Below are 12,359 nucleotides of genomic sequence, written 5' to 3' on the forward strand. Positions count from 1 at the left end.
GGGACAGGTTCGCAACTCGCGATCTTTCCGAAGCGGCCGTAAGCACGCGCATTCGCGCTTGCGGGCCGCGCGCGGCGGGAGGACAGTCCGGTACAAAACGGGTTTGCAAAGCAAGACGAGGAGCGTCCCATGGATTTCGATCTGTCCCCCAAGCAGAAGGAATGGCTCGAGCGCGTGCGGTCCTTCATGGCCAAGCACGTGCGCCCGGCGGTGCCGGTCTATGATGAGCAGGATCGCAGCGGCGAGCGCTGGAAGGTCATCCCGGTGCTCGAGGACCTCAAGAAGAAGGCGAAGGCCGAAGGTCTCTGGAACATGTTCATGCCGCCGAACGAGCATGAAGATGATGAATTCCGCGGCGCGGGACTGACCAATCTCGAATATGCGCTGCTGTCGGAAGAGATGGGCCGCATCACCTGGGCGTCCGAAGTGTTCAACTGTTCCGCGCCCGACACCGGGAACATGGAAGTGTTCATGCGCTACGGCACCAAGGAGCAGAAGCGCAAATGGCTGCGTCCGCTCATGGACGGCGAGATCCGCTCCGCCTTCCTGATGACGGAACCGGCGGTGGCCTCGTCTGACGCGACCAACATCGAGACCCGCATCGAGAAGGACGGCGATCACTACGTCATCAACGGCCGCAAATGGTGGTCGTCGGGCGTCGGCGATCCCCGCTGCAAGATCGCGATCCTGATGGGCAAGACTGATCCGAAGGCGGCCAAGCACCAGCAGCAGTCGCAGATCCTGGTTCCGCTCGACACGCCTGGTATCAAGGTCGAGAAGATGTTGCCGGTGTTCGGCTTCGACGATGCGCCGCACGGCCACGCCCAGGTGCTGCTCGACAACGTGCGGGTGCCGAAGGAGAATATCCTGCTCGGCGAAGGCCGCGGCTTCGAGATCGCGCAGGGCCGTCTCGGCCCCGGCCGCATCCATCACTGCATGCGCACCATCGGCAAGGCCGAGGAGGCGCTGGAGAAGATGGTGAAGCGGCTCGCCTCGCGCACCGCGTTCGGCAAGAAGATCATCGAGCATTCGGTGTGGGAGCAGCGTATCGGAGAGGCGCGCACCGACATCGAGATGAACCGCCTGCTGTGCCTCAAGGCCGCCGACATGATGGACAAGGTCGGCAACAAGACCGCGCAGGCCGAGATCGCCATGATCAAGGTCGCGGGTCCCAATATGGCGCTGAAGATCATCGATCAGGCGATCCAGGCGTTTGGCGGCGCCGGCGTCTCCGACGAGGCGGGCCTTGCCAAGGACTACGCCCACATCCGCACGCTCCGTCTCGCCGACGGTCCGGACGAGGTGCACAACCGCGCCATTGCCAGACTTGAACTTCGGAAGTATGCAAACTCTCCAAGTCGTTGAGCAAGTCATCAGGAGGGAGCGCCGTTTGGTGGTCCCGACTTGAAGAAGCGACAGGGCACGATCCGCATGGGTGACCGCTTGACGCAAGTGCGTCAGCGGTTACCGATTAGGATCATGCTCGACCTGCAATGGTCAGGACTGAAGAGGGAGCGTCACCGTGGCTGACGGCGTCAGGAAAGACGAAGAGTTCTCGGGCACCAAGCCGGTCGAGGAGCGGCATCGTATCGACGAGCTGCGTCTCGAGGGCTGGATGCGCGACAACGTCGAAGGCTATGAGGGCCCGCTGGTCGTCCTCCAGTTCAAGGGCGGCCAGTCCAATCCGACCTATCGGCTGAACACGCCGAACCGCTCCTACGTGATGCGCCGCAAGCCGTTCGGCAAATTGCTGCCCTCCGCGCACGCCGTCGATCGCGAATACCGCGTCATTGCAGCCCTTGGAAAACAGGGCTTTCCGGTCGCGCGCGCCTACGCGCTGTGCCAGGACGACAGCGTCATTGGCGCCGCCTTCTACATCATGTCGATGGAGGAGGGCCGGGTGTTCTGGGATCCGACGCTGCCGAGCCAGGATGCCGATGCGCGGCGAAAGATCTTCACCAGCAAGATCGAGACGCTCGCGCAGCTCCATATGTACGATCCGGTTGCGATCGGCCTCGGCGACTTCGGCAAGCCCGGCAACTATTTTGCGCGGCAGATCGACCGCTGGACCAAGCAGTATCGGGCATCCGAAACCCAGCACATTCCGGAGTTCGAGAAGGTCGCCGAATGGCTGCCGAAGACCGTGCCGGAGCAGGCGCGCGTCTCGATCGTCCATGGCGACTATCGCCTCGACAACATGATTTTCCACGCGACGGAACCGCGAGTGCAGGCCGTGCTGGACTGGGAGCTGTCGACGCTCGGCGATCCCATGGCCGACTTCACCTATCTGCTGATGCAGTGGATCATGCCGGGCCTGCAGGGCGTCGATATCAAGGCGCTCAACATCCCGAGCCTCGAAGAGGCCGCGCAGATCTATTGCAACGTCACCAAGATGAACGTGCCGGATCTCAACTGGTACTTCTCCTACAATCTGTTCCGTCTCGCCGGCATCACGCAGGGAATCGCCGGCCGCATCCGCGACGGCACCGCCGCCAACGCCAAGGCGCTCGAATCCGCCAAGCGCACCGTGCCGCTGTCAAAGGCCTCATGGGAGTACGCGCAGAAGGCGGGGGCGGTGTAGGGACCAAAGAGGCGCGGCCGATGGCCGCGCCTTTTGCTTTGGGTAGAGCTGCTTCCACAGACCAGTGTCATTGCCCGCCTTGTGCGCACTTGCGCCGCGGGCAATCCAGCATTCCAGAGACGTTAGCGCTTGCACCGGGAAGCCGCGGCGTACTGGATGCCCCGGTCAAGCCAGGCATGACGCCGATGACGCGGCGAACTCCTGCCACCGTCATTGCGAGCGAAGCGAAGCAATCCAGAATATCTCCCCCGGTGAAAGCCTGGATTGCTTCTTCGCAAGAACTCGTCGTCCTTCGATTGACGAGATTAACATTTGTTACAAGCGCTCACGGGAAAGTACGGTGCCGGAATTTTACGGGCGATAAAGACCTGCTTGCTAGCTTTTCCCGGTTTCACGGAGAGCCGAGGGGGCGCTGATGCCGACGATCAGGACGACGTTCATCATTCTAAGTAGCGTTTCAGTGCTTGCGGGAATGACGACCGCCGTGTCGATCATGAAATCGCGCGGTGCATCGGCGGACGAAGCGGCCGCCTATGACAATCGCTACCGCTCCTACCTGCTGGCCGACGAACTCCGCCAGAGCTCCGATGATCTGACCCGCCTCGGGCGGACTTACGTCGTGACCGGCGATGCCGCCTACAAGGCGCAATATCTCGATATCCTCAGCATCCGCAACGGCGAAAAGCCCCGGCCGCAAGCCTATCACCGCATCTACTGGGACTTCGTCGCAGGTGGAGCGACGAAGCCGCGCCCGGATGCGGAGACGGCTGCCCTCTCGACGCTGATGAAGCGGCAGGGATTCACGGATGACGAATTCAGGCAGCTTGAGCAGGCACAGAAGAATTCGGACGGTCTCGTTAATCTCGAAGTCGAAGCGATGAACCTGGTCGAGGGCAAGGACAAGAACGGCAAGCCGCTTGCCGCGCCGGATCGCGCGCGCGCGATCGAGCTGCTGCATTCGAAGACCTATCATAAGTTCAAGTCGCAGATCATGGAGCCGATCGATCGCTTCTTCGTGATGCTGGACGAGCGAACCCAGGCGAGAATCGACGATGCCTCGTCGCGGGCTGCGCTGTGGCGAACCGCTTCGCTGGCCTCCATCGGGCTGCTGGTGATCTCTGTCCTGATGCTCTGCACCTATATGTACCGCTTCGTGGTTCGCAGCCTGTCTAAAATCGAGAATACGACCAGAGCGCTAGCGGCCGGCGATCTGGATGTCGCGATCGAAGAGACCGAGCGTCGCGATGAGATCGGCATCATCGCGCAATCGATGGTGGAGTTCCGCGATGGCCTGAAGCGCGCCAGGGCCTTGCAGGGCGCGGAAGAGGTCGAGCGGGCGGCGAAGGATCGCCGGGCCAATCTGCTCGACGGTCTGGTCAAGCGCTTTGAACAGACGATGCACCAGATCGTCGGCAGCGTCAGCACCGCTTCCTCCGAGCTGGAGACGACCGCCAGCACGCTGACTAGAACGGCCGATCACACCCAGGAGTTGGCGGCCGTGGTGACCGGAGCGTCCGAGAATGCCTCGACCAACGTGCAGTCGGTGGCCTCGGCGACGGACGAACTCACCGCCTCGATCCACGAGATCAGCCGGCAGATGCAGGAATCGACTAGGATCGCGGCGGCGGCCGTCGAACAAGCCCGTGCCACCGATGACCGCATCAATACGCTATCCGATGCCGCGAACCGGATCGGCGACGTGATCAAGCTGATCACCACGATCGCTGAGCAGACCAATCTGCTGGCGCTCAACGCGACCATCGAGGCCGCCCGTGCCGGAGACGCCGGTCGCGGCTTCGCTGTTGTGGCGCAGGAGGTCAAGGAACTGGCGGCCCAGACTGCGAAGGCGACGGGAGAAATCGGCGGCCAGATCACCTCAATCCAGAGCGCGACGAACGATTCCGTGGTCGCCATCAAGCAAATTGGCGACACCATCTCGCAGATATCCGGCATCGCCACGACGATCGCAGCTGCGGTCGAGCAGCAGGGCGCAGCGACCACCGAGATCGCGCGCAATGTGCAGAAGGCATCGGACGGCACCCGCGAGGTCTCCGGCAGCATCACCAAGGTCAATGCCGGCGCGCAGCAGACCGGCGCGGCGTCATCGCAGGTTCTGGCCTCGGCCAAATCGCTGGCCACCGAGAGCAGCAGGCTGCAGGCCGAAGTAGCGCAATTCCTGAGCGAGGTCCGCGCGGCTTAGCATCAGCTCGGAGAACGTTGGGCGTCGGAGGCGGGTCCGCAAGGCCGGGCCCGCCACGCGCTACGCCTTCGCGCAATGAGCGATCAGCTTCTCCACAAACCCCGCGCATTTCTCCAGTTCCGCGATCTCCACGAATTCGTCCGGCGTATGCGCCTGCGCGATCGATCCCGGGCCGATCACCACCGAGGGGATATCGGCGATGCTGGCGAACAGGCTCGCCTCGGTGCCGAAGGCGACCTTGGCATGGTCGTTGCGCCCCGCAAGGCTCTTGGCCAGCGTGACGATCGCAGCGTCGGCGGCGGTGTCGAGCGCGGGGTAGTCGAGGATCTCCTCGAAATCGATGCCGCAGTCCGGATGCCCCGCCTTCATCGCCGGCTCGAGCTCGGCCTTGGCCCACGCGACGATCGCATCGGTGACCTCCCGCGATTCCGTGATGCCGATGCCGCGGCATTCGAATTCGATCGCGCAGGTATCGGGCACGATGTTGAGCGCGGCGCCGCCATGCACGATGCTGGTGAGCAGCGTCGAGTGAGGAACGTCGTACAGGCTGTCCGTCGCTCTCTCGCCTGCGAGCTTCACCGCACGGCGGCGGATTTCGACAATCAGCTCGGCGGCATATTCGATCGCGTTGACGCCGTCGGGCGCGATCGAAGAGTGGCGGGCGAGGCCGCGGAACGTGGCGCGCACGCCGTGCTTGCCCTTGTGGCCGATGATGACCTTCATCTCGGTCGGCTCACCGATGAAGGCGCCGAGCGGTCTCACTTTCTTTTTCGCGATCTCACCGAGCATCGGCCGCACGCCGACGCAGCCGATCTCCTCGTCATAGGAAATCGCCAGATGAATCGGCGTTGCGAGCTTCGCCTCCAGCATCTCCGGCACCATGGCGAGGCAGACCGCGACAAAGCCCTTCATGTCGGTGGTGCCGCGGCCATAGAGCTTGCCGTCGCGCTCGACCAGCTTGAACGGGTCGTGGCTCCAGTCCTGGCCCACGACCGGCACGACGTCGGTGTGGCCTGACAGCACCAAGCCAGGGCGGTCCTCCGGTCCGATCGTGACCCAGAGCGACCCCTTCTGGCCGGTCTCGTCGACGATGCGCTCGCCCTTGACGCCGAGGAAAGTGAGATAGCTCTCAATGTGGGCGATCAGAGGCAGGTTGGTGCGATCGCTGACGGTGTCGAAGCCGACGAGGTCGGCGAGAAGGTGGCGGATGCGATCGGTTCTGGAGCTCGGGAAGATCGGGTTTGGCATTGTCATTTCTTGTCGGGGGATTGCGGAGGCCGAGGTTTCTTGCATGAAGCATACCAACACGGCGGCGGGTCGGGCAAATCCCGCCGGTGCTGCGTCGAACCTCAGCCGAGCGCGGATAGATCTTTCGGCAGCATGCGTTTGAACAGGTCAAGCATCCGCCGTGCCTCGGCCGGTGGCAAGGCGATGGCGTGGCGAACTGCGGCGGCGACCTGGATCATCGCGAGCCGTGCGAAAGCGGTGAGCGCAGGGGCAGGGGCTTTCGGCGCGACGCGCTGGAGTGCATCGCGCAAGAGGCCGGCGAGAAACGCGACGTCTTCGTCGTCGATCTGTTGAAGGGTCCGGTCGGCCTGCGTCGCCTGCCAAATGTGATGCATCACGGGATGCTCGCGGAACATTTGGTAATAACCGTCGGTGATGCGGCAGAGCGCTGTGTGCAAATCCGACAGCTTCTTCATCTCGGCGAGGTCGCGCTGGACGCAGTCGCGGCCGATGGCGTTGCAGCGCTCGGCGAGTGTTCCGATCACGGCGCTCTTGTCCGGAAAATATTGATAGAGCGAGCCGAAGGCGATGCCGGTGCGCGCGACGATGTCGCTCATCCGGAAGGCGTCGCTGCCCTTCTCCGTCAAGATCTCGCTCGCAGCCGTCAGGATGTGCTCGAAGCGCTCCCGGCTGCGCGCCTGCGTCGGCACCAGCGGTGAGCGCCGTCCGGCCGCCTGCGTCGCTTTGTCCGTCCTGCCTGCTCGTTCCGGCATCCCTGATTCCCGCCATCCGCACTTGACGTCAGAAATAAGTGAGTTTATCGCCTTTATCAAATACGAGAGGTCATCGTGTTTAGCGGGGTGCGGCATGCGGCAGTTTTTCACGACCGGACTGCTCTGGTTTTCGGCCCTGGGCTGCGGCCTGATGGCCGGAATTTATTTGGCCTTCTCGACCTTCATCATGACTGCGTTCGGCCGCCTTGATCAGGCCGCGGGCATCGCCGCGATGAACGCCATCAATGTCGACATCGTGCGCTCGCTGTTCATGCCGCTGTTCCTCGGCACGACGGTGGCGGGCGCGGCGCTGGTGATGATGGGCGCATTGCGGCTGGGCGAGCCGGGCGCGGTGAGCATGATCGCCGGCGGCGGCCTCTACGTCATCGGCATGTTCGTGGTGACGATGGTATTCAACGTGCCGCTCAACAACGCACTCGCCGCGGTGCAGCCGTCAGCGCCGGAGGCGGGCGCGGTGTGGGCGGCCTATCTGAAGGACTGGGTGTTTTGGAACCATGTGCGGACGGTGGCGTCGGTGGTGGCGAGCGCGTTGTGCATCGTGGCGCTCGCATCGTAGTCCGGGTTTGCCACTACGAGACCTTGCGTTGCCCGACGGGCAAAACACTCAACATGCCCGTCAAGACCCGTCGTCGAAAATATTCTACTTTACCGAAATTCGGAAACGGCGTATCTGTCGCCGCAACCCGGCCCAAGGAAGAGGGGCGTATCGCGATCGTCACGAACGCGGGCCGGGCGGCGGTGGACATGGGTCCCATCGGCGCGAAAAGCTTCGCAGGGCGGAGAGCCGTGAGCGAAAGCGTCGCGCACACGAACGGTGTGATCCGCGTACGGCCAAATCGTGTCGTCCTGGCGCCCGGGGTCTGTGCGCCAAGTCTTGCGGTGAAGTGTTGTGCCCGACCGGGTACACGCATCAGCCATCCGCAAGGCGACGGGGGCAATAGTGCATCGCTCCCCGGGGAGAGCACGACATAAGCCGTTCCAACCACTGCGCAGGGAAGGCCGGGATGTCCTGGCTACACCTGTATGCCGCTGTGCAAATTCTTGTTGCTATCTTCGCACAGTGGACCGTGGGTGCCCGGCCGGCACTCGGTCTTCCCTGCGCCCTTTTTCACTGGGGGTGAGGCATCGATGCAAAGCTCGGGCGAATGAGCCGCGAGGATGAGAAGGCGTGTCCGCAATGAAGATGCGAGTTACAGAAGCGACGCCGATGCTCTTTGCTCCGTCATTGCGAGCGCAGCGAAGCAATCCAGACTGTCACCGCGGAGGAATTCTGGATTGCTTCGCTGCGCTCGCAATGACGCTCTTGAGGCCGTTGAGCGCGATATCTCCCCAACGTCGTCCTGGCGAAAGCCAGGACCCATTACCCCGGTCAGCGTCGTCTCGCACGATGTGGCCACCACCCGGGCGCAACCACGAGCGTCGGTGGTTATGGGTCCTGGCCTTCGCCAGGACGACATCAGGGATGCTGCGACACCGAGCGATACGGAGACCGCCCTTGCTAAACCGGCTTGCCCGTATACGGCATCGATGCCGTGAGGCCGCCATCCACCGGAAACGCCTGGCCGTTGACATACGAGGCCTCGTCGCTGGCCAAAAACAGTCCCATCGCCGCGAGCTCGTGCGGCTGGCCGGGGCGCTTGAGCGGGTTGAGCTGGCCGATCTTGTCTTGGGTGCCGCGCTCCTTGGCGCGGTCGAAGATCGGCTTGGTCATGCCGGTCTCGATCAGGCCCGGGCACACCGCGTTGATGCGTACACCGGTGCCGGTGAGCGAATAGGCGGTGGTCTGCACCAGGCTGATCACGCCGGCCTTGCTCGCGGCATAGGGATGTCCGCTGGCGCCGGCCTTGAGGCCTGCGACGGATGCGGTCAGCACGATCGCCCCGGCCTGCTGCTTGACCATTTGCGGCATGGCGTATTTCACCGCGAGGAACGGCCCGATCAGATTGACGCGCAGAATCTCCTGCCAGTGCTCCACGGTCTGCTCGGCGAGCGGAACGAGCCCGCCGGAGACGCCGGCATTGGCCCAGATCACGTCGAGCCGGCCGTGCGTCTTCACCGCCGTGTCGATGACGGCGATGACGTCTTTCTCGGAGCCCGCGTCCGCCACCATGGCTTCCGCGACACCGCCGGCTTTCCTGATCTCGTCGACGGTCTCCTTCACCGCCTCGGTGCGATCGACCGCGATCAGCTTTGCGCCTTCCCGGGTGAACAGAAGTGCGGCGGCGCGGCCGATGCCGCTGCCGGCGCCGGTGATGATGACGGATTTGCCTTGCAGGCGGCCCATGCGCTTCTCCCTTTGGCTCGTGCACGGCCCTTGCCGCACGACGGAATTTCAAACAAGATTTCAAACGGTAAAGTGTCTTGAGACACGCTCGCTACTGACGTACAGCGACATCAAACGGGATGGAAGGGTTTCGATGGCAACCGCAGACAAGCCAAAGGTGGTCGTCACACGGTGGTGGTGGGTCCGGCACGCGCCAGTGCGCAATGACGGCGGCAACATCTACGGACAGTCCGATATCGCCTGCGACACCAGCGATAGCTACGTGTTCAACGCTGTTGCCAAGGTGCTGCCACGCAAGGCGGTCTGGTATTCGAGCAACCTGATGCGCACGCATCAGACAGCCGCCGCGATCTGGGCGGCCGGCTTCCCAAAGCCTGCGTCGATGACATGGGAAGCGGATCTCGCCGAACAGAATCTCGGCCGTTGGCAAGGCATGAACCGCGCAGAGTTCATCGCGAGCCGTCCCGTCGGCACCAGCTGGTTCGCCGATATCAACGAGCCCGCGCCCGGCGGCGAAAGTTTCATGGATCTCTACAACCGCACGCGTCGCACCATCGAGCGGATCAACCATGAGGCGGCCGGGCAGGACGTCATTGCGGTCGCACATGGTGGCACCATCAAGGCGGCGGTGGGCCTCGCGCTCGGTGACCTGCCGGAGCAGGGGCTCGCATTCGATATCGACAACGTATCGGTGACGCGGCTCGATCATTTCGCAAGCCCCGAGCGTACGGTCTGGCGGTTGCCGATGGTGAACCAGCAGCCCTGGATCGCCGACGCTGCACACGCGGCGATGCACCAGCCGGCGGGACCGGAAGTCAAGAAGCTCGCCTGAGAAGCCGTTGTTCGCTCGTGCGGACAGGGCGTAAGCTTCAAACCAAATCAAATCGTACTCTGGGAGAGAAACATGACCTTGTTCGACATGAAGGGAAAAGTCGCCGTCATCACCGGCTCGACGCGCGGCATCGGGCTTGCGATCGCCGAGCGCATGGCCGAGCACGGCGCGAAGGTCGTGATCTCCTCGCGCAAGGCCGACGTCTGCGAACAGGTGGCGAAGGGCATCAACGACAGATTCGGCAAGGGCACCGCGGTCGCGATCGCCGCCAATATCTCGTCGAAGGAGAATCTGCAAAATCTCGTCGACGAGAGCAACCGCGCCTTCGGTAAGATCGACGTGCTGGTCTGCAACGCCGCGTCGAACCCGTATTACGGTCCGCTCGCCGGCATCTCCGACGATCAGTTCAGGAAGATCCTCGACAACAACATCGTCGCCAACAACTGGCTGATCTCGATGGTGGTGCCGCAGATGATCGAGCGCAAGGACGGCTCGGTCATCATCGTCTCCTCGATCGGCGGATTGAAAGGCTCGACCATCCTCGGTGCCTACGCGATCTCCAAGGCCGCCGACATGCAGCTCGCGCGCAATCTCGCCTGCGAATACGGCAAGCACAATATCCGCGTGAACTGCATCGCGCCCGGCCTGATCAAGACCGATTTTGCGAAGGCGCTGTGGGACAACCCGGAGAACCTGAAGGCCTCGACCTCGCGCTCGCCGCTCTTGCGCATCGGCATCCCCGACGAGATCGCGGGCGCGGCCGTGTTCCTGGGATCGAAGGCCGGCGACTTCATGACCGGCCAGACCTTGGTGATCGACGGCGGCGCGACGATTAGTTGACGCGATAGAGCGTCATCCCGGGGCGCGCTTAGCGCGAACCCGGGATCTCGAGATTCCGGGTTCGGTCCTCCGGACCGCCCCGGAATGACTCTTCAGGTCTAATCCACAGCGGCGTAGACCAGGTCCCGCACCAGCGTGCGCGTATAGTCGCGCTGGCCCGGACCCTGGCTCATGAACACTGCGAACAGGTCCTCCTTCGGGTCGATCCAGAAGAACGTGCCCGCAATGCCGCTCCAGAAATACTGGCCGACGCTGCCGGGGAAGGGCGCGATGCCGGCCTCGCGGCGGACCGCAAAGCCGAGGCCAAAACCGTGACCGGGCGACAGCAGCGTGCCGTTGGTCACAACGTGCGGCCCGAGATGATCGGAGGCCATCAGCTCCAGCGTCTTGCGGCCGATGATCCTGCTGCCATCAAGCGTGCCGCCGTTGCGCAGCATCAGGCAGAAGCGGGCATAGTCCATCGTGGTCGAGACCAGCCCGCCGCCGCCGGACTCCATCACCGGCTGCTCGAGCATGTTGAACAGCGCGACCTTGTCGCCGGTCCAGGGATCGGCCCCGAACGGTTCGGCGAGGCGGCCGGAATTGGCCCCTGATGTCGCAAAGCCGGTCTCGGCCATCTGCAACGGCGCAAGGATGCGCCCGGTCAGAAACGTGCCGAGCGATTTGCCGCTGACGACCTCGATGATACGGCCGAGGATGTCGGTGGAGCGGCTGTAGTTGAACTCGTCGCCGGGATGGCAGACCAGCGGGAAGCTCGCCACCAGCGCGGCGTGCTCGGCATTGGTAATCTTGCGGCTGCGGACGCGAGACTCCTGATAGAGCTTGTGCACGGGACCATCGCCCTGGTGCTCATAGGTGAGGCCCGAGGTGTGGCGGAGCAGGTCCTGCACCGTCATCGGCCGCCGGGGCGGAACCAGGTCCAGCTTGCCGCCGCTGACCACGCCGACCTTCTGTTCCGCGAATTCCGGAATGAACTTGGCGACCGCATCGCCGAGGAGCAGGTGGCCGTCCTCGACCAGCGCCATGATGCCGACCGACACGATCGGCTTGGTCATCGAGAAGACCCGGAAGATCGAATCGCGTGCCATCGGCGCGGCGGCCGTCGGGCTCTGCCGTCCCAACGCCTCGAACCAGCCGATCTGACCGCGGCGGGCCACCAGCACGGTGACGCCGGGAACGGTTCCCTTGTCAATCTCGCGCTTGAAGGCGTCCGACATGGCCTGGAGGCGGGGCCGCGACAGCCCGAGCGTCTCGGGGCGGGCTTCCGGTAAAGGCGGGGTCTGCGGCGCGATCGTGGCCTGCGCGGCGGCTGTAGCGGTCGCTGTAGCGGTCATGGGCACTCCCGGTTGCTCTTGATTATCGGGAACGGACTGTGGCCCAAAAACTCCGGTACAAACAAGCGAAGCCGGCGCGGTTCACCCTTGCAAAGCGGCCATCCCCTGTGCTTGAAAGCGGCCCTGATCCTAAGGCGACGCAGGGTCTGTAGGAGTGTAGCTCAATTGGTAGAGCACCGGTCTCCAAAACCGGGGGTCGCAGGTTCGAGCCCTGCCACTCCTGCCATGAAATCAACGCCTTAGACGAACTTCCTTACCGCCCAAGCG

The 12,359-nt window shown here is 63.6% G+C and carries 10 protein-coding genes and 1 tRNA gene; 7 read left to right on the plus strand and 4 right to left on the minus strand.

The window, feature by feature from the left end; translation table 11 throughout:
- The first annotated feature begins 129 nt into the window (after positions 1 to 129).
- From NLM27_RS08560 to NLM27_RS08570, 3 genes are all read left to right on the plus strand, one after another.
- Entirely contained in the window at positions 130 to 1,365 is a 1,236-nt protein-coding gene (locus tag NLM27_RS08560; protein WP_254142925.1) for an acyl-CoA dehydrogenase family protein, read from the plus strand.
- Positions 1,366 to 1,522: 157 nt separating this feature from the next.
- Positions 1,523 to 2,581: a phosphotransferase gene (locus tag NLM27_RS08565; protein WP_254142926.1), complete on the plus strand. Its 1,059-nt coding sequence runs from the start codon at positions 1,523 to 1,525 to the stop codon at positions 2,579 to 2,581.
- Positions 2,582 to 2,996: 415 nt separating this feature from the next.
- Positions 2,997 to 4,781 (plus strand): methyl-accepting chemotaxis protein, encoded by a 1,785-nt coding sequence (locus NLM27_RS08570; RefSeq protein WP_254142927.1) that lies wholly within the window; start codon positions 2,997 to 2,999, stop codon positions 4,779 to 4,781.
- A gap of 60 nt (positions 4,782 to 4,841) precedes the next feature.
- Here the strand turns inward: NLM27_RS08570 and argE are convergent, their stop codons facing one another.
- Both argE and NLM27_RS08580 read right to left on the minus strand, forming a co-directional pair.
- On the minus strand, positions 4,842 to 6,029 hold the full coding sequence (gene argE / locus NLM27_RS08575) for an acetylornithine deacetylase (RefSeq protein ID WP_254142928.1): 1,188 nt from the start codon (positions 6,027 to 6,029) through the stop codon (positions 4,842 to 4,844).
- A 101-nt stretch (positions 6,030 to 6,130) separates the two neighbouring features.
- Positions 6,131 to 6,781: a TetR/AcrR family transcriptional regulator gene (locus NLM27_RS08580; protein ID WP_254142929.1), complete on the minus strand. Its 651-nt coding sequence runs from the start codon at positions 6,779 to 6,781 to the stop codon at positions 6,131 to 6,133.
- 94 nt (positions 6,782 to 6,875) lie between these two features.
- Between NLM27_RS08580 and NLM27_RS08585 the strand changes: the two genes are divergently transcribed.
- Complete coding sequence (locus NLM27_RS08585; RefSeq protein WP_254142930.1) at positions 6,876 to 7,358, plus strand: DUF1772 domain-containing protein; 483 nt, start codon at positions 6,876 to 6,878, stop codon at positions 7,356 to 7,358.
- Between the two features lie 942 nt (positions 7,359 to 8,300).
- Here NLM27_RS08585 and NLM27_RS08590 read toward each other — a convergent pair.
- The gene (locus NLM27_RS08590) at positions 8,301 to 9,086 is read right to left on the minus strand and encodes an SDR family NAD(P)-dependent oxidoreductase (protein ID WP_254142931.1); all 786 of its coding nucleotides are present in this window, start codon (positions 9,084 to 9,086) and stop codon (positions 8,301 to 8,303) included.
- 133 nt (positions 9,087 to 9,219) lie between these two features.
- Here NLM27_RS08590 and NLM27_RS08595 point away from each other — a divergent pair, with 133 nt between their 5' ends.
- Complete coding sequence (locus NLM27_RS08595; protein WP_254142932.1) at positions 9,220 to 9,918, plus strand: histidine phosphatase family protein; 699 nt, start codon at positions 9,220 to 9,222, stop codon at positions 9,916 to 9,918.
- 72 nt (positions 9,919 to 9,990) lie between these two features.
- On the plus strand, positions 9,991 to 10,758 hold the full coding sequence (locus NLM27_RS08600) for an SDR family NAD(P)-dependent oxidoreductase (RefSeq protein ID WP_254142933.1): 768 nt from the start codon (positions 9,991 to 9,993) through the stop codon (positions 10,756 to 10,758).
- A gap of 98 nt (positions 10,759 to 10,856) precedes the next feature.
- Here NLM27_RS08600 and NLM27_RS08605 read toward each other — a convergent pair whose 3' ends face one another.
- The gene (locus tag NLM27_RS08605; RefSeq protein ID WP_254142934.1) at positions 10,857 to 12,092 is read right to left on the minus strand and encodes a serine hydrolase; all 1,236 of its coding nucleotides are present in this window, start codon (positions 12,090 to 12,092) and stop codon (positions 10,857 to 10,859) included.
- A gap of 150 nt (positions 12,093 to 12,242) precedes the next feature.
- Between NLM27_RS08605 and NLM27_RS08610 the strand changes: the two genes are divergently transcribed.
- Positions 12,243 to 12,318 (plus strand) — tRNA-Trp (locus NLM27_RS08610).
- Positions 12,319 to 12,359 lie beyond the last annotated feature (41 nt).

This window comes from Bradyrhizobium sp. CCGB12 (genome assembly GCF_024199845.1).
In the GTDB taxonomy this organism is placed as follows: Bacteria; Pseudomonadota; Alphaproteobacteria; order Rhizobiales; family Xanthobacteraceae; genus Bradyrhizobium.